The 16,027-nt window shown below is 48.7% G+C and carries 18 protein-coding genes; 13 read left to right on the plus strand and 5 right to left on the minus strand.

Annotation, left to right across the window (positions count from 1 at the left end; translation table 11 throughout):
- Positions 1-5: 5 nt before the first annotated feature.
- Positions 6-761, minus strand: coding sequence for a ParA family protein (locus tag CZ225_RS14550; protein WP_005643916.1), 756 nt, complete (start codon positions 759-761; stop codon positions 6-8).
- 146 nt (positions 762-907) lie between these two features.
- Between CZ225_RS14550 and CZ225_RS23915 the strand changes: the two genes are divergently transcribed.
- The 4 genes from CZ225_RS23915 to mobC all read left to right on the plus strand — a co-directional run bounded on the left by CZ225_RS23915 (position 908) and on the right by mobC (position 5,142).
- Positions 908-1,129, plus strand: coding sequence for a hypothetical protein (locus CZ225_RS23915; protein WP_049100626.1), 222 nt, complete (start codon positions 908-910; stop codon positions 1,127-1,129).
- Positions 1,130-1,442: 313 nt separating this feature from the next.
- Positions 1,443-1,871 carry a conjugal transfer protein MobA gene (gene mobA, locus CZ225_RS14565; protein WP_077154585.1) on the plus strand — a complete coding sequence of 143 codons (429 nt, stop codon included), beginning with the start codon at positions 1,443-1,445 and terminating at the stop codon, positions 1,869-1,871.
- The gene (gene mobB, locus CZ225_RS14570) at positions 1,850-3,100 is read left to right on the plus strand and encodes a conjugal transfer protein MobB (RefSeq protein ID WP_077154586.1); all 1,251 of its coding nucleotides are present in this window, start codon (positions 1,850-1,852) and stop codon (positions 3,098-3,100) included. Before mobA ends, mobB begins: the two co-directional genes overlap by 22 nt.
- A 32-nt stretch (positions 3,101-3,132) precedes the next feature.
- Positions 3,133-5,142 carry a conjugal transfer protein MobC gene (mobC, locus tag CZ225_RS14575; RefSeq protein WP_005643908.1) on the plus strand — a complete coding sequence of 670 codons (2,010 nt, stop codon included), beginning with the start codon at positions 3,133-3,135 and terminating at the stop codon, positions 5,140-5,142.
- 94 nt (positions 5,143-5,236) lie between these two features.
- Here the strand turns inward: mobC and CZ225_RS14580 are convergent, their stop codons facing one another.
- From CZ225_RS14580 to CZ225_RS14595, 4 genes are all read right to left on the minus strand, one after another.
- Positions 5,237-5,650, minus strand: a complete 414-nt coding sequence (locus CZ225_RS14580) for a hypothetical protein (RefSeq protein ID WP_005643906.1) — start codon at positions 5,648-5,650, stop codon at positions 5,237-5,239.
- 5 nt (positions 5,651-5,655) lie between these two features.
- The gene (locus CZ225_RS14585; RefSeq protein WP_004309736.1) at positions 5,656-7,110 is read right to left on the minus strand and encodes an ATP-binding protein; all 1,455 of its coding nucleotides are present in this window, start codon (positions 7,108-7,110) and stop codon (positions 5,656-5,658) included.
- Between the two features lie 128 nt (positions 7,111-7,238).
- Positions 7,239-7,850 carry an RteC domain-containing protein gene (locus CZ225_RS14590; RefSeq protein WP_004309735.1) on the minus strand — a complete coding sequence of 204 codons (612 nt, stop codon included), beginning with the start codon at positions 7,848-7,850 and terminating at the stop codon, positions 7,239-7,241.
- A 245-nt stretch (positions 7,851-8,095) separates the two neighbouring features.
- Positions 8,096-8,509, minus strand: coding sequence for a dihydrofolate reductase family protein (locus tag CZ225_RS14595; protein WP_004315319.1), 414 nt, complete (start codon positions 8,507-8,509; stop codon positions 8,096-8,098).
- Positions 8,510-8,890: 381 nt separating this feature from the next.
- Between CZ225_RS14595 and CZ225_RS14600 the strand changes: the two genes are divergently transcribed.
- From CZ225_RS14600 to CZ225_RS14650, 9 genes are all read left to right on the plus strand, one after another.
- On the plus strand, positions 8,891-10,036 hold the full coding sequence (locus CZ225_RS14600; RefSeq protein WP_004301355.1) for a site-specific integrase: 1,146 nt from the start codon (positions 8,891-8,893) through the stop codon (positions 10,034-10,036).
- Between the two features lie 199 nt (positions 10,037-10,235).
- Complete coding sequence (locus CZ225_RS14605) at positions 10,236-10,940, plus strand: hypothetical protein (protein WP_004301353.1); 705 nt, start codon at positions 10,236-10,238, stop codon at positions 10,938-10,940.
- Positions 10,941-11,140: 200 nt separating this feature from the next.
- Positions 11,141-11,515 (plus strand): helix-turn-helix domain-containing protein, encoded by a 375-nt coding sequence (locus CZ225_RS14610; protein WP_005944205.1) that lies wholly within the window; start codon positions 11,141-11,143, stop codon positions 11,513-11,515.
- A complete protein-coding gene (locus CZ225_RS14615) occupies positions 11,493-12,593 on the plus strand; it encodes an AAA family ATPase (RefSeq protein WP_004301351.1) in 1,101 nt (366 codons plus the stop codon). Before CZ225_RS14610 ends, CZ225_RS14615 begins: the two co-directional genes overlap by 23 nt.
- A 103-nt stretch (positions 12,594-12,696) precedes the next feature.
- Positions 12,697-13,584 (plus strand): toprim domain-containing protein, encoded by an 888-nt coding sequence (locus CZ225_RS14620; protein WP_004301350.1) that lies wholly within the window; start codon positions 12,697-12,699, stop codon positions 13,582-13,584.
- Between the two features lie 911 nt (positions 13,585-14,495).
- Positions 14,496-14,942 (plus strand): hypothetical protein, encoded by a 447-nt coding sequence (locus tag CZ225_RS14635; protein ID WP_018452175.1) that lies wholly within the window; start codon positions 14,496-14,498, stop codon positions 14,940-14,942.
- Position 14,943: 1 nt separating this feature from the next.
- On the plus strand, positions 14,944-15,270 hold the full coding sequence (locus tag CZ225_RS14640) for a DUF4134 domain-containing protein (RefSeq protein WP_004301348.1): 327 nt from the start codon (positions 14,944-14,946) through the stop codon (positions 15,268-15,270).
- Between the two features lie 54 nt (positions 15,271-15,324).
- On the plus strand, positions 15,325-15,702 hold the full coding sequence (locus tag CZ225_RS14645; protein ID WP_004301347.1) for a DUF4134 domain-containing protein: 378 nt from the start codon (positions 15,325-15,327) through the stop codon (positions 15,700-15,702).
- Between the two features lie 15 nt (positions 15,703-15,717).
- Positions 15,718-16,014: a hypothetical protein gene (locus CZ225_RS14650; RefSeq protein ID WP_005944213.1), complete on the plus strand. Its 297-nt coding sequence runs from the start codon at positions 15,718-15,720 to the stop codon at positions 16,012-16,014.
- The last annotated feature ends 13 nt before the right edge of the window (positions 16,015-16,027 follow it).

Raw genomic sequence — 16,027 nt, forward strand, 5'->3', positions numbered from 1 at the left:
GCCGTTCAGTTTTTGATGATGCCGAGAATCTCATCGACGAGTTTGTCGAGGTTGCTGCCGCGTACCAGTATTTTGTCCGCCGGAAACGCCGTGGAGCGGAATACCGCCTTGCGTTCTGCCGCCGTCTCCTTGCGGAAGCGCTTACTGTCCGGTAGATGTGTTTCCAGAATGGGCAGGGCGAACTCGGCACAGACCTTGTCGTATGCCTTGTAAAGTTCAGTCTTTTCGCGTCCGTCCACCATGTTCCACACGAGGTAAATCCCTTTGATGCCGGACTTGCCCGTGCTTATCATCTGTTCGTTGATGACAGTGGCGAACTTGATGGAACTCTCCATCACCACACGGTCGGCGATGATGGGCGTGAAGATATAGTCCATTTGGGAAATGGTCTGCACCACATCGGCATTGTTGATTGTTCCCGGCAGGTCGAAGAACACGAAATCGAGGTCGGGCTGCGCTGCCACCAGATTTTCGGCGGTCTTTACCGCATCTTCCGCACGGCTGCATCTGATGGTGTATGGGTTCTTCTTCAGTCGTTTGAGCTGCTCATACGCCAGCACCTTGTAATGCCCGTCCTCCATGACGGCTTTCATGTCACGCTTGCGCATGTCATGGATACTGTACTGCGGGAAATCGCAGTCCACCACGGCTACGTTGTAGCCTTTCACATAGTGCAGATAGCTTGCTACAAGCACTGTCAGGGTTGTCTTACCCGCTCCACCTTTCTGCGTGGAGATTGCCACATAAGTTGCTTCTTTCATTTTTTTGATAATTTATTTGGTTATACATCTGTCCGGTGGCGGTAGCGTATTGTCATTAGTACGTACGCACGCACTCCCATTCATTTATTTATTCACTCCTTAATCCGGCTGTGCCTGCGGGTATTCATCGGTTTGTCCAACCGTCCATGCTTTTATCCGTCCGCACGGACGTGTGCTTGGAAAACTATCTGAATACATACACCTGTTTTCAACCGTTTGGATTGATGCCCGGATTGCTGTCCGAACATCTGGCGGAAGGAGTGTATTTTCAGTCCCACATCCGAATCACACTGCAAATAAACAAGGATATTTTGGAACTTGTATCACTTCTCCGGCAAGTGGCAGCACGTTGCGCCGGTTGGCACTGATTGTCCGGGGCAAGCCTCTGTCGGACATCGCCTTAAGGGCGTAACTTTGCACCCGAACGGCAGGGTACGCCGCAGGTAGCGCAGCCCGGAGTTTGAAAGGAATCATCCCCAATCCGTCCCCGACGGATTTTTATGTTCACCTGAACATAGCAAGGTATGTTTTCAGCCGCTCAAAACATTTTGAGCAGCCACGAAAACGCCTTGCCCTTGCAGGGGGCGGGCTTACCCTCCGAAGTCGGGAAGCCTCTCAAACCTGCGGTGCTGTGCCTCAAAGCGGCGGCTTATGCCGTCAAACCGCTAAATCCAAAGTAATATGAGTGAAAAAAGAAGAAACAAAGGCGGGAGAAATCCCAAACTCGACCCGGCGGTGTTCCGCTACACCGTCCGTTTCAGTGAGGAGGAACACAACCGTTTCCTCTCCATGTTCGAGAAGTCAGGCGTAAACGCCAAGTCGGTTTTCCTGAAGGCGCACTTCTTCGGGCAGCCGTTCAAGGTGCTGAAAGTGGACAAGACGCTGGTGGATTACTACACCAAACTGTCCGATTTTCATGCGCAGTTCCGCGCGATAGGCACGAACTACAACCAAGTAGTGAAGGAACTGAGGCTGCATTTTTCCGAGAAAAAGGCGATGGCGTTGCTTTACAAGTTGGAGCAACAGACCGTCGAACTCGTAAAACTGAGCCGTAAGATTGTGGAATTTTCAAGGGAGATGCAGGAAAAATGGTCGCAAAAATCAGTGTAGGAAACTCGTTGTATGGCGCACTTGCCTACAACGGGGAGAAGATCAACGAGGCGAAAGGGCGGCTTCTGACAACCAACCGCATCTACAATGACGGTACGGGAACGATGGACATCCACCGGGCTATGGAGGACTTTCTCACTCTGATGCCCGTGCGGTCGAAGGTGGAGAAACCGGTGGTGCATATCTCGCTCAATCCGCATCCCGACGATATTTTGACGGACACGGAGCTTCAGAACATCGCACGGGAGTATCTGGAGAAGATGGGCTTCGGCAACCAGCCGTATCTCGTTTTCAAGCATGAGGACATCGACCGCCACCATCTGCATATCGTGACGGTCAGGGTGGACGAGAACGGCAGGAGCATAGACACCCGGAACAATTTTTACCGGAGCAAGCAGATAACACGCGAACTGGAACGGAAGTACGGGCTGCATGACGCGGAACGCAAGAATCGCCGTCTTGACACGCCGCTGCGCAAGGTGGACGCCTCTGCGGGCGACGTGAAGAAGCAGGTGGGGAATATCGTTAAGGCTTTGAACGGGCAATACCGTTTCCAAACGATGGGAGAATACCGTGCCCTCCTTTCCTTATATAATATGACAGTGGAGGAAGCACATGGCAATGTGCGCAGACGTGAGTATCACGGGCTGGTCTATTCCGTCACGGACGACAAGGGCAACAAGGTCGGCAATCCTTTCAAGTCCTCGCTGTTCGGGAAGTCCGTCGGCTATGAAGCCGTACAGAAGAAGTTTGCCCGTTCCAAGCAGGAGTTTAAGGAGAGGAAACTTGCCGACATGACGAAACGCACCGTCCTTTCCGTGCTGGAAGGCACGTATGACAAGGAGAAGTTTGTAGCCACCCTCAAAGGAAAGGGCATCGACACCGTACTACGCTACACGGAGGAAGGGCGCATCTACGGAGCCACGTTCATCGACCACCGTACGGGCTGCGTGCTGAACGGCTCACGCATGGGCAAGGAACTTTCCGCCAACGCCTTGCAGGAACACTTCACGCAGCCTTACGCTGGACAGCCGTCGATTCCGCTTTCCGTTATGGTGGAGGGACAAGAGGACAAACAAGGATATTCCGGAGGGGAATACGAGAACCATTCGGGTGGTATGAACCTGTTTGCCCCCGAAGGTCCGGCAGTGGACGCCGAGGAGGAAGCCTTCATCCGGGCGATGCAGCGCAAGAAGAAAAAGAAGAAGCGCAAGGGCTTGGGAATGTAATCGAAAATATCAACAATCAAAAAAATCAATGTATGTCACAACAAGAAGACGATTTGAGGGCGTTGGCGAAAATCATGGATTTTCTGCGTGCCGTGAGTATTATTTTAGTGGTCATGAACGTGTACTGGTTCTGTTATGAAGCCATACGGCTCTGGGGAGTGGAGATCGGCGTGGTGGACAGAATCCTGATGAACTTCAACCGCACGGCGGGGCTGTTCCGTTCCATCCTGTACACAAAACTGTTTGCCGTCCTACTGCTTGCCTTGTCCTGTTTGGGGACAAAGGGCGTAAAGGGTGAGAAAATCACTTGGGGAAGAATCTGGACAGCCCTTGCCGTTGGCTTCGTGCTGTTCTTCCTCAACTGGTGGATACTGGCTTTGCCGCTCCCGATAGAGGCGGTGACGGGACTGTATATTCTGACCGTCGGCGCAGGTTATGTCTGCCTGCTGATGGGCGGTCTGTGGATGAGCCGTCTGTTGAAGCACAACCTTATGGACGATGTGTTCAATAACGAAAACGAGAGTTTCATGCAGGAAACAAGGCTTATCGAAAGCGAGTATTCGGTCAATCTTCCGACACGGTTTTACTACAAAAAGCGTTGGAACAATGGCTGGATCAATGTCGTGAATCCTTTTAGGGCTTCCATCGTGTTGGGTACGCCGGGCAGCGGTAAATCCTATGCAGTGGTAAATAATTTCATCAAGCAGCAGATAGAAAAGGGCTTCTCGATGTATGTGTACGACTTCAAATTCAGCGACTTGTCCACGATAGCATACAACCATCTGCTGAACCACCCGGAGGGCTACAAGGTGAAACCGAAGTTTTATGTGATAAACTTCGATGACCCGCGACGTTCGCACCGTTGCAATCCCATTCACCCGGACTTCATGGAGGATATTACGGACGCTTATGAGAGTGCGTACACCATTATGCTCAACTTAAATAAAAGTTGGGTGCAAAAGCAGGGCGACTTTTTCGTAGAATCGCCCATCATCCTTTTCGCGGCTATTATCTGGTATCTCAAAATTTTCCAGAACGGCAAGTATTGTACATTCCCCCATGCGATTGAGTTCCTGAACCGCCGCTATGAGGATATTTTCCCGATACTGACCTCTTACCCGGAATTGGAAAACTATCTTTCTCCGTTCATGGACGCATGGCTCGGAGGGGCTGCGGAGCAGTTGATGGGGCAGATAGCAAGCGCGAAAATCCCTTTGTCAAGGATGATTTCCCCGCAGCTCTATTGGGTGATGTCGGACAGCGAGTTCACGCTGGACATCAACAATCCCGAAGAACCGAAAATACTCTGTGTGGGCAACAATCCCGACCGTCAGAATATCTACGGGGCCGCTCTCGGTCTGTATAACTCCCGTATCGTGAAACTCATCAACAAGAAAGGGATGCTGAAGTCGTCGGTCATCATCGACGAGCTGCCCACGATTTATTTCAAGGGGTTGGACAACCTTATCGCCACCGCGCGAAGCAACAAGGTTGCCGTGTGTCTGGGCTTTCAGGATTTCAGCCAGTTGGTGCGCGACTACGGTGATAAAGAAGCGAAGGTCGTGATGAACACCGTCGGCAATATCTTTTCCGGTCAGGTGGTGGGTGAAACCGCCAAGACGCTTTCCGAACGCTTCGGTAAGGTGTTGCAGAAACGGCAGTCCATTTCCATCAACCGGCAGGATGTTTCCACCTCCATCAACACGCAGATGGATTCACTCATCCCGCCAAGCAAGATTTCCGGCTTGACGCAGGGTATGTTTGTCGGTTCGGTGTCCGACAACTTCAACGAGCGTATCGAGCAGAAGATTTTTCATTGTGAGATTGTCGTGGATGCCGAGAAGGTGAGGCGCGAGGAGAAAGCCTACAAGAAAATCCCCGTCATTACCGACTTTACGGACGGGGACGGCAACGACCGCATGAAGGAAACGGTTCAGGCGAATTACAGGCGCATCAAGGAGGAAGTGAAGCAGATTGTTCAAGAGGAACTGGAACGTATCGCAAATGATGAAAACTTGAAACACCTGTTGCAGCAGAAATAACAGATTCCTTTATATATGAAAAAGGGGATGTGTCAAAACACCCCAAATATGAAAATTACCCCTGTCACAGATATCTGTAGCAAGGGTAATTTTGTTAAAAAGAGAGTTTTGACGCCCTCTTTTTATTCTCAGATTTGAGATGCTTGTTGATGGTGGTAATGGCAAGCGTCAGCAAATAATTTTTCAGCTCTGTATCGTCTTTAAGCAGTATGCTGTATTCTTCGGCAAACATTCTCAACAGTCTGGTTCTGAGTTTCGACATTTCTTCACCGAAAGGTATCTGTCGGTTTTCTTGCCAATACTCAATCACTACGGAAGATACCAGCCACTTGAACTCGGATTTCATCTCTTTGCCGAGTTTCTTGAAGCGGATTTGTTCGCTAATTGGCGGCTCGTTGTATGGCATCATGTCTGCCGGGTCATAAACGGATATACTGCCGATACCATAATCCATGATTATCGGTAAATCAGTTTTTACATCATTCTTATGTTTCTTCTTTTTAGCCATACCCGTTATTGTTGCAGGAAACCTTTACCTTTATCAGTAAGATAGTATTTCTGTTGCGGACTCTTGGAGCCTACGGGATAAAGTGAAAGGACCAAACCGGAATTTATTGCCGGATGGATATAGTTCTTTAAGAAATTCCTTTTATCTTTCATTCCCGTTTTCTCCATGATTTCTTTAGCAGAGAGAGTGTTGTTCCCAATAGCAGACAACAGTTTTCCTAACTGTGGGGTTACTGTGGGGTTACTATAGGGTTGCTGTGGGGTTGCTGTGGGGTCTTGTCCTACTGTAGTTCTTGTATAATGAAACACAATCCATACAGCATTGCCGTCGGTATGAAACTCCGGATCCGGAATACCGACACGGCGACATTCGTTTACCATAAGGGCTATGCCACGTCCCCAACTCTCCAATACTGCACTTTTGTACAGCACATTGGCTACTATCAGATTTTGTGGTTCGGAATTGTGGCCACCCAACAGTTTCTCAATGGTAATATCAGGCGGAAATGTTCCGCTGTTTTCAATCTCCACGCGGTCATCATAGATAGCAATCCCGACTGAACTGCCGGGGCGATGGTAAACACGATGTGCAAAAGCATTTATGCAACATTCTCTCAATGCCTTATATGGCACATTCAGTTCCTCTTCTCTGTACAAACCTTCAATTTTACCGGAAAGGGACAAATGCTTGAAGAAAAATGCCATTGCAGCATCCAGCAAGTTGAATATATTGCCTGTCACACGCTGATTATCTAAAAATTCATCTTTTGTCGTTCCTTTGAACCGGGCTAAACGGAGCAGACATTGGGGATAATGGTAGAAGTTTCGTCCGAATAGGACAACGGAAGCATTGTTCAGCTTTCCATCATTCAACAAGTCAAATTTTTCAAGGATGGTTCGGACATCCTCCTGCATAGAACCTTCCGGCAAACGTCCGCCTCTGATTCCTCCACGTACTGCGCCCAAGATTGCCGTTTCGTCAAGGTCGGATATTTTCAAGCTGGGATTTTGCATGGAATCCCAAGCATAGGTTCCGCCTCGCTGCATAACCAACAGGTTGTATATACCCTGCGGCATGGCAGATGTAACGCTCTCTATCCGTTGATAAGCCCTCCCCTTATAGGTGAACGGGCGCATATATCGTTGTTCTTCCGCTGATAAAGCTATAACACTTTTGTTCGTTCCCGGAATGTCTGTATAGGATATATCAATGGTCGCAAACGGCTCGATTCGTCTGATGGTTTCCGCAATATCGCGCTTCGTCTTGTCGCTCACTTCCTGACCGATAATCTTTCCCTTGTCGGTTACACCGAACAGCACCGTGCCGCCCGTACCGTTCAAGAAGGCACAAAGAGTTTCAATTCCACGCTCCAACTGCCCGGTAGTTTCTTTGAACTCAACTGTCCCGCCTTCGGCTCCGGCAATCAGTCCATTCAATATTTCGAGGTTATCTATTTTCATCCGTCATTGATTAATACTTGCAAAGTTAATGATTTTAATCGGCTTTCCGGCAGATAATAGAGTGATTGTAAATGAAGAAGGATAAGAAACCGTATAATCCGGCCGCTTATCCTTTGTTTGGCATTCGTTTATCTCCTCATCCGCTCCAATTCATCGTCATGTCGCATCTTCGCGTTCAGTTTGTCCTGCATCTTTTCAAGGAAGTAGGTGCGACTGTCGCTTTTCCTGCGTTTGATGTCCGTATAGAAGCGGTAGCAGTCTTTGGACTCCACACCGAAAAAAGAATAGAGGACAGGGGCAAGCTCTTTCAGCGAAGCCTTGCCGCCATTGATGCAGCCGGTGGCGTAGAGGGCATAGATTAGTTCTACCAACTCGACGGCATTACCGGTCCATTGCAGGGCTGGGACTGTGGCTTTGGTTTCGGATGTGGATGTTAGTGGTGGCACGGAGGTAATTGCAGAAGCGGATACCATCTTCTGCATCTTTCGGATGAATGATAACGCCTTGCGGATATACACAGTGACGACATTCTCCTCCGATGCCGACAAGTTCTGCGGATGGTGCTGTAATTCGATTTCGGCAAAAGCCAACGCCACAATAATATGCTTGGCATCATTGCCGCCGTAGCACAGGTTTATTACTTCCTGCACGAATCCGCCGTATGCCGTTTCCGTGCTACCGTTGTCTTTTCCGTTTATCAGGGCGAAAAACTGTGTTTCCGCCAATATGAGATGGTTCATTATCTTTTCTGTTTTGAGGGTTTACACTTGTTTATCAGTGTGCGCACACTGATATATGGGCAAATCATAGCCCTAAACACGAGAAAAGATTGTGAGAAAATTGTACTACATTGTTTTTCAGAAAGATAAAATTCAAAAATAATTTTATCCTTGATTGCATCCCTTGTGAAATGTGTTCAGATTCTGAACATGTGTTCACTTTCTGAACACGGAAATTCCGCCAAGATGTTCATAATCTGAACATTTTATGCCCGTGGCTCTTTATGATAGGTAAGCCGGATTACTCCGTCCCTATAAGTTTTGTTCTCCATAAGCCGCCAGTCATTCATAGGTAGTGCTGACTTGAAAAAATGCGCTCCGTTTCCGTCGATGGTTGGAACAACGTATAGTATGATTTCATCTATCACGTTCATCCGTAACAGTCCGTTGGCATATTCGGTATTCCCGGCAGTTACTTCCAACAAATGGCAAATGCTTCCACCTTCCTCTCTCCATTCTTGAAGCACGGATACCGAATAGTCGGATGTCAGCTTATACAGGGCATTGGCACGTATTTCATCCATACCGTAATCTTCGGTTTGAAGCAACCGCTTCCGGGGATGCAGTTTCATCGGACAGCCATCTATTGAGATAACGGCAAGTAATTGTATTTTCGCCATAACGTATTTCCTTTCCTTTTTGGCGAGGCAAAAAAGTAGCGTGCAATTCACACTACTTTCAAGCGATGGCTCTGGTAAAGCCTTTACGGAGAGTACGTGAATGCACGCTATGCGTAGGCATAGCATAAGCATCACGCAATCGTCTCCGTAGTTTCAATTTACCAGATTTACGCAGTATATATACAAAATGCAAACAACACCCAATAAAGTGATAATAAATAAGCTATAAATCAGTGTTTTATAAGCCTATTTTTATTTTCAGTTGTTTTCAGTACTTTCAGTGAATTGGCTCTTATTTGGTGCAATTTTGTTTCTTATTTGTTTCTTAATCTCGATACTTATCCGTATATTTGCAATAGGAAAAATGAGAAAGGAATCCCTATGGCACGAGTTAAGAATCATACAAAAGTCAAAGAGCCGATTCGTCTTCGGATGAAGCCGTTGAGCGATGGCAGCAAGAGTCTATATCTGGATATATACCGCGATGGAAAGCGGACGTATGAATACCTCAAGATGTATATTATCCCGGAGACGGATAATAATGCCCGTAGGCAGAATCAGGCGACAATGGATGCCGCCAATGCCATCAAGTCGAAACGTATTATCGAACTGACCAGCAATGAGGCAGGAATCGTATTCCGTAAGGACAAGACTTATCTGTTGGACTGGATGAAGGTTTACATGGAAGCCCAAGAGAGTGCGGGCAAGAAAGACGGCAACCAAATCAAGATTGCCATGCGCATACTGAAAGACTATGCCGGAGAAATGGTCACACTGGATCAGATTGACGGGGACTTCTGCCGGGGCTACATCACTTATCTGTTGACGGAATATCATCCGAAAGGCAAGGACATATCAAACTACACGCTTCACAATTATTACCGTGCGTTGAACGGTGCGTTGAACTCTGCCGTCAGGAAGAAAAAGATGAAGGCCAACCCTTTCAACGAGCTTGAGAAGTCGGAGAAAATCCGTAAGCCGGAGAGTATGCGGTCGTACATGACCATCGAAGAGGTACAGGCGTTGATTGACACTCCTATGCCCCACGAGGAATACGAGATAGTAAAATGCGCGTATCTGTTCTCCTGCTTCTGCGGATTGCGCATCAGCGATATAATCAAGTTGAAATGGAAAGACGTGTTCGTTGACCGGGGACAGTACCGTTTGGCCGTGTCCATGAAAAAGACCAAAGAGCCTATTTACCTGCCCCTCTCTCCTGAAGCGTTGAAGTGGATGCCGGAACGTGGGGGAAAATCATCGGAAGATAATGTGTTCGACCTGCCGTCCGCCAATACAATCAGGATGCAGCTCAAACCTTGGGCGAAAGCAGCCGGAATCTCCAAGCGGTTCTCCTATCACACCAGCCGGCATACATTCGCCACCATGATGCTGACGCTCGGCGCGGATTTATATACCGTCTCGAAGTTGCTCGGTCATGCCGACGTAAAAATGACACAGGTGTATGCCAAGATTATCAACAAGAAGAAGGACGAGGCAGTGAATCTTGTAAACGGTTTGTTTCACTAATTGACGGCACTATGTGGTTCATGTCTAATTTACAAACATCAATTTATGGCATTGCTCCGGTTGTGAACGCAACCGAAGTTAATGCTTTCATCACATATTATAAACTCAAAAAGGTAAATCGACATGAAAAGACCTGAAGACGGCCTTCTCTCTTTTTGGAGGGAGCCAACACCTGCAGCACTTCGCTGCGGAGAAGGATGTGGCGAATGAACTTTTCGCCCTGCTAACCGAAGCAAAAACAGTTTATCTCCACGATGTTGTGTCGGGTGGTAAACAGTACCACCGTTATGTGGACGATTTCGTAAACGGACACCGGTACATAGACTGCGACCATGCGGCCTGCCGGAACTGCCACGAAATGAACATCCACATCGTCAAGGGGCTGCTGACCGAGTACGCCCGTTTCGTCCAGATTTGCTTTGCTACGCCGAATTTCACGTTTGACGAGTGCATGAAGCTGAAACGGATGTATGATACCTCGGAATCGTTGCCTCCGCTCGGTCCGCCCCACATTGACCGACCGGCAGATCTCTCCCTTTCTTTTGGCTGTGATTTTACCCCGGAACAGATGGAAAGTATTGTGGCTTGTGCCAATACTTATCATCTGTTCTGTGTTTCTGTACGCATTGAAGACATGGAGGCTCTTTTCGCCTGTAAGAAAGGCTTTTCCATCCGAGTGAACAATATCCGCCGTGTGGTAATCCTGTTCGACGCGCTTCTTGAAAACTCGCTTATCCAGTCCCGGTGGCAGAATGTTCTCGGCAAGGGTGCATTCCTGCAGTCCAAGGACGGGACACGTTCCGTTTCGGTATCGACCCTGTCTTCCGCGCTGTCATCCATCAAGAACAACATGACATCGGTCGCATACGGCATCCGAAAGACCATTGACCGGCTGAAAGAATGACAGGAAGTGACAAGAAGCGAAGTATGTGAAAGGTAAAAGCATGAGAGTTGCAATGATACGCGCATAGTATCATTCCCCAAATCACGGCATCTTCGTTTACCGGACATACCTTTGACCTCCGTTAGCGCGCTGCATAACGGAGGTTGCATCTCCATTGTCAAAAATCAAACCATGTTATTATGCCGAATAGAATGACATTCATGGAGCGGATGAGCGGACGGCTCGCCGCCATCGAATCGGTACTAAAGAAATTGGAACCGGTCGAAAGTCTCTTGGAGCGTATCACGTTGCTGGAAAATACCATCTTCACGACCAAGAGAGTGTTCACGTTTCAGGAAGCCTGTATGTATATCGGGGTTTCTGAAAGTATGCTGTACAAGCTCACATCGAGCAAGGAGATACCGCACTACAAACCGCGCGGTAAAATGGTCTATTTCGCCAAGGAGGAATTGGACGAATGGCTGTTGCAGAATTATGAACCTACAGTGAACGAGGCCGTGCGCATGGCGACGGAAGCCGCCGCCACAGAACCGTTCCTTAATAAGAGACGCAATGGAAAACGAAAGAAAGACTGACCGCTCAGCCGATATGGGAATGGATGAACACCGCCTGTCGGACATCCTTCTGGCCTCGCAAATCAAGGCAACGGACATTTATGAGACCCCGCCGCAAATCATCTGGATAGACAACTCGACGATTGCCACGCTCGGCAATTTCAGTGCATCGACAGGAAAGGCAAAGTCGAAGAAGACGTTTAATGTCTCTGCGCTTGTCGCCGCTTCATTGGCCGGGAAACAAGTGTTGAACTACCGTGCGCATCTGCCCGAAGGCAAACAGCGGATTCTGTACGTCGATACGGAACAGAGCCGTTTCCATTGCCGCTCGGTATTGGAGCGCATATTGCGGCTGGCCGGGCTGCCCACGACAACCGACCCGGAGAATCTCGACTTCTTCTGCCTGCGTGAATATTCGCCGTCGGTGCGTGTCGAGGTCATCGACTATGCGCTGCGTCAGAACAAAGGCTATGGGCTGGTCATCATTGACGGCATCCGCGACCTGATGCTTGACATCAACAGCACCGGTGAATCGGTGGAAGTCATCAACCGGATGATGGAATGGTCTTCAAGGTACGACCTGCATATCCATTGTGTACTCCATTTGAACAAAGGGGATAATAATGTGCGGGGACACATTGGTACGGAAATGAGCAACAAGGCGGAAACCGTGCTTGTCATCAGCAAGAGCAACGAGAATCCCGGTATCAGCGAAGTCCATGCGCTCCATATCCGGGAAAAGGAGTTCAAGCCGTTTGCGTTCACCATCAACGAGACTGGGCTGCCCGTCATTGCGGAAGGACACTCGTTCGGAGAGCCCCCGAAGCCCAAGGCTCGGACGGGGTTCACGGAGCTGAGCATCGAACAGCACCGGGAAGCCCTCTCCGCCGCTTTCGGGGAAAAGCCTATCCGGGGATTCGACAACCTGTTGCAAAGCCTGATGGTCTCCTATGAGGCAATCGGGTTCAAACGTGGTCGGAGCGTCATGATAAAACTGATGCAATACCTGATAGACAACCTCAAGCTCATCATCAAACGGGACAAGCTGTTCTATTATGACATGACGCCTACCGAGGCCATGCTTTTTGATGAAGAATGATGCCGGGCGCGGGCCTGTATGATTTAGTTTACTTTAGTATTTATATATATAGGAAAAAACTAAACTAAACCATTTTCGTGAAACCAAGTGAAAGAAAAAAGACATGACCATAGCAGAAGCAAAACAAGTGCGTATCGTGGATTTTCTGGCACGTCTCGGTCACCATACGCAGCACATAAAATCGGGACAATACTGGTATCTCTCACCGTTACGGAACGAGCGTACCCCGTCGTTCAAAGTGAATGACCGCATCAATGAATGGTACGATTTCGGCGAGGCGACCGGTGGCGACCTGGTGGAACTGGCAAAATACATTTGCCGGACGGACTGCGTGAGCGAGGCCCTGGCGTATATAGAGAGGCTTGTGAATGGCGCATCACTACCGAGAACCCGTATGCTGACCGCTCCACCCCGACCGGTGGAGGCTGAAATGAAAGACGTGATCGTGATTCCACTCCGTCATCACGCCCTGTTCTCTTACCTCCAATCCCGGCTTATCGACGCGGACATCAGCCGTATGTATTGCAAGGAGGTGCATTACGAACTGCGAGGCCGTCATTACTTCGCTCTCGCATTCGGCAATATATCAGGCGGTTACGAGGTGCGAAACGCCTATTACAAGGGATGCCTGAATAACAAGGACATCTCATTGATAAGACATCTGACAGAAGAGACACAGGAAAACGTCTGTGTCTTCGAGGGATTCATGGATTTTCTTTCTTATATGACACTGAAACTGGCAGGCGACCGGACGGTCTGTCTTGCCATACCATGCGACTACCTCGTGATGAACTCGGTAAACAATTTGAAAAAGACGCTGGCACGTTTACAGGAGTATTCGGACATTCACTGTTATCTCGACAATGACCTTGCCGGGCAGAGAACCACAGAGACCATTGCCGGGATGTATGGCGGACGTGTCAGCGATGAATCTTGCCACTATGCGGAATACAAAGACCTGAACGACTACCTGCGCGGAAAGAAACGCTGATATTCAATGTTCTCTTTTGCCACCTAAAGCTCTCCACCACGAGAGCTTTTTTTAGTACGCTCGGCATGAGCATTGTCTAACGGGTGAAAGTCCTGAGCAAGCCCTAATAGCGGGAATTGCATAGTCAAAGGCAAGGGTGTCCATCGCGAGGTGGAATCTGAAGGAAGCTGGCGACAAATATCTGACCTAACGGACAGAAACTTTATATAAGGCATGTGACCGTGGATAAGATTGCTAAACAAATCAAAGTCCAATAGCTATTCGGAACGGTCGGTGTAAATGAAGTAGGTATAAGATGGAAAGACAATGCCCTTATCCGAGGAGGTCTCACGGACGCATGGTGAAGATGATGTATTTGATGTACCATGACGGAGTAAAGCTTGTCGTGAGAAGTCAGCAGAGGTCATAGTACCCAAGGCACGGGTTGCCTAAAGGGAAGGACTGAATTGTGCAGTACAATAGTAAATGACTGCTACCTTGAGAGTCTTTTGTCGTCAGATGTCCTAAAAGGAACTCTCTATTCACACGATAGGACGGAATCCGACAATAGAATAGAAGTGACGTATCTCGAAGGGATGGCTGAAAACAACTTGTTACACATCGTGAGGTGTAAAAGCACGAAACCGCCGTATGCCGAACGGCACGTACGGTGGTGTGAGAGGTCGGTAAACATGAAAATAGGAGATAAACACCTATGATTAGTGTTTACCTCCTACTCGATTGCCCCGATTTCTCCATTTCCCACCATAGAGACTGCAATATAGTACGATTTAATAGTTCGATTTTTGAAACTTACACAAATCTCATTAACGAAACAGATGTTTAATGCTCAATTATTTTATGGTTTTATATTTCGTGCGTTTCTTTGCAAAATCATACTAATACGAATTTTTAATATTCATACTAAATACATGAACTCATATTTCATTTTTGCCATTGTCCTGACGGTTGCCTACATCATTTACTACGCCGTCATCATAGCGCATGACCTCTACGGGAAAAAGGGGACGGACAAACCGGACGAGGAAGTTTTCGACCTCGGCGCACCGGAAGAGGAAGAGAGTGTGGCTGTCACGGAAAGCGAGAGCGGCTTCAGTATCGGTAGCGAGAACTACGAGACGGAAAGTACGGCTACCTCTTCCGAAACATCCCCTGAGGAGGACATCAAGGACAAACCGGGAACGGCGCAGGAGAAACTGGAACGGCTGAAGGCCGAGGCGGAGGAACAGATGGAAGAGACCACGCCTTACCTGTCGGACGCACGCACGTCGGAGGAGATGTACAAGGCTATGATTTCCAAGGGACGGTTAGACAACCGACCGGAAATAAAGTGGAACCCAATTCAAGACCGGTTGTGAGATGTCGAAAGCTAAAAAGATTCTATGTGCGCTGTGCCTCCCGTTCCCCTACACGGCTTTTGCCAAAAGCGGCAGCGTGAACTATAGCTGGGGAGCGGACGCGTTGGCCACGATGCACGACTTCGTGGTGACGATGATGCTCTATGTCCAGTATATCTGTTGCACCATAGCCGGGGTTTACGTCATCGTGTCCGTTTGTCAGATATACATCAAGATGAACACGGGCGAGGACGGCATCACCAAGTCGATAATGACGCTTGTCGGCGCGTGCCTGTTCCTGATCGGGGCATTCTATGTTTTCCCGGCTTTCTTCGGCTACCGCATATAACCTTACTTGTATCAGGTCGCAGACAAATAAAATATTCACTAAAAAAGTAAACGTATGTTTCAGAAAACCAAACAGCTGTGCCGCAAGGCATTCGGATTCGTCAACGGAATCCCTACCAAAGTAATGATGTTCTCCTTCATGCTGCTGTCCGGCATGGTGGCGAAAGCGCAGAACTCCGCAGGCGACTATTCCGCCGGTACGAGCGCATTATCCACTGTCGCCGATGAGATTGCCAAGTATGTGCCTATTATGGTGAAATTGTGCTACGCCATTGCCGGCGTTGTGGCCATCGTGGGTGCAATCTCGGTATATATCGCCATGAACAACGAGGAGCAGGACGTCAAGAAGAAGATTATGATGGTCGTGGGAGCATGTATCTTCCTCATTGCGGCGGCCAAGGCGTTGCCTCTGTTCTTCGGTATTGCCGCTTAAACATCAAGGATAAGTATGAAAAGCAAGGACGAACGCTATCCGGACTATCCGCTGTTCAAGGGACTGCAACGGCCTCTTGAGTTTTTGGGCATCCAAGGCCGGTACATATATTGGGCGGCGGTGACGACGTGCGGAGCCATTGTCGGCTTTGTCGCCGCCTACTGCCTGCTCGGTTTCATTGCCGGGCTTGTCGTGCTGGCTACCGTCGTATCGGTCGGTATCGTGCTCATCCTTCTCAAACAGCGGAAAGGACTGCATAGCAAGAAGGTCGCTCCGGGTGTGTATGTGTATGCCCACTCGCGCAAGATCTGACGAAAGAAAAACC

This window comes from Bacteroides bouchesdurhonensis (genome assembly GCF_900155865.1).
GTDB classification, from domain to species: Bacteria; Bacteroidota; Bacteroidia; order Bacteroidales; family Bacteroidaceae; genus Bacteroides; species Bacteroides bouchesdurhonensis.

Excerpts from the sequence above, each read along its gene's own strand:
- CZ225_RS14590 (WP_004309735.1), bottom strand. The coding sequence starts at position 7,850 with ATGAACCATCTCATATTGGCGGAAACACAGTTTTTCGCCCTGATAAAC.
- CZ225_RS14650 (WP_005944213.1), top strand. The coding sequence starts at position 15,718 with ATGAAAAGCAAGGACGAACGCTATCCGGACTATCCGCTGTTCAAGGGA.
- CZ225_RS14550 (WP_005643916.1), bottom strand. The coding sequence starts at position 761 with ATGAAAGAAGCAACTTATGTGGCAATCTCCACGCAGAAAGGTGGAGCG.
- CZ225_RS14585 (WP_004309736.1), bottom strand. The coding sequence starts at position 7,110 with ATGAAAATAGATAACCTCGAAATATTGAATGGACTGATTGCCGGAGCC.
- mobB (WP_077154586.1), top strand. The coding sequence starts at position 1,850 with ATGGTCGCAAAAATCAGTGTAGGAAACTCGTTGTATGGCGCACTTGCC.
- CZ225_RS14580 (WP_005643906.1), bottom strand. The coding sequence starts at position 5,650 with ATGGCTAAAAAGAAGAAACATAAGAATGATGTAAAAACTGATTTACCG.
- CZ225_RS14640 (WP_004301348.1), top strand. The coding sequence starts at position 14,944 with ATGTCGAAAGCTAAAAAGATTCTATGTGCGCTGTGCCTCCCGTTCCCC.
- CZ225_RS14610 (WP_005944205.1), top strand. The coding sequence starts at position 11,141 with ATGGAGCGGATGAGCGGACGGCTCGCCGCCATCGAATCGGTACTAAAG.
- mobC (WP_005643908.1), top strand. The coding sequence starts at position 3,133 with ATGTCACAACAAGAAGACGATTTGAGGGCGTTGGCGAAAATCATGGAT.
- mobA (WP_077154585.1), top strand. The coding sequence starts at position 1,443 with ATGAGTGAAAAAAGAAGAAACAAAGGCGGGAGAAATCCCAAACTCGAC.
- CZ225_RS14635 (WP_018452175.1), top strand. The coding sequence starts at position 14,496 with ATGAACTCATATTTCATTTTTGCCATTGTCCTGACGGTTGCCTACATC.
- CZ225_RS14600 (WP_004301355.1), top strand. The coding sequence starts at position 8,891 with ATGGCACGAGTTAAGAATCATACAAAAGTCAAAGAGCCGATTCGTCTT.
- CZ225_RS14645 (WP_004301347.1), top strand. The coding sequence starts at position 15,325 with ATGTTTCAGAAAACCAAACAGCTGTGCCGCAAGGCATTCGGATTCGTC.
- CZ225_RS23915 (WP_049100626.1), top strand. The coding sequence starts at position 908 with ATGCTTTTATCCGTCCGCACGGACGTGTGCTTGGAAAACTATCTGAAT.
- CZ225_RS14620 (WP_004301350.1), top strand. The coding sequence starts at position 12,697 with ATGACCATAGCAGAAGCAAAACAAGTGCGTATCGTGGATTTTCTGGCA.
- CZ225_RS14615 (WP_004301351.1), top strand. The coding sequence starts at position 11,493 with ATGGAAAACGAAAGAAAGACTGACCGCTCAGCCGATATGGGAATGGAT.
- CZ225_RS14595 (WP_004315319.1), bottom strand. The coding sequence starts at position 8,509 with ATGGCGAAAATACAATTACTTGCCGTTATCTCAATAGATGGCTGTCCG.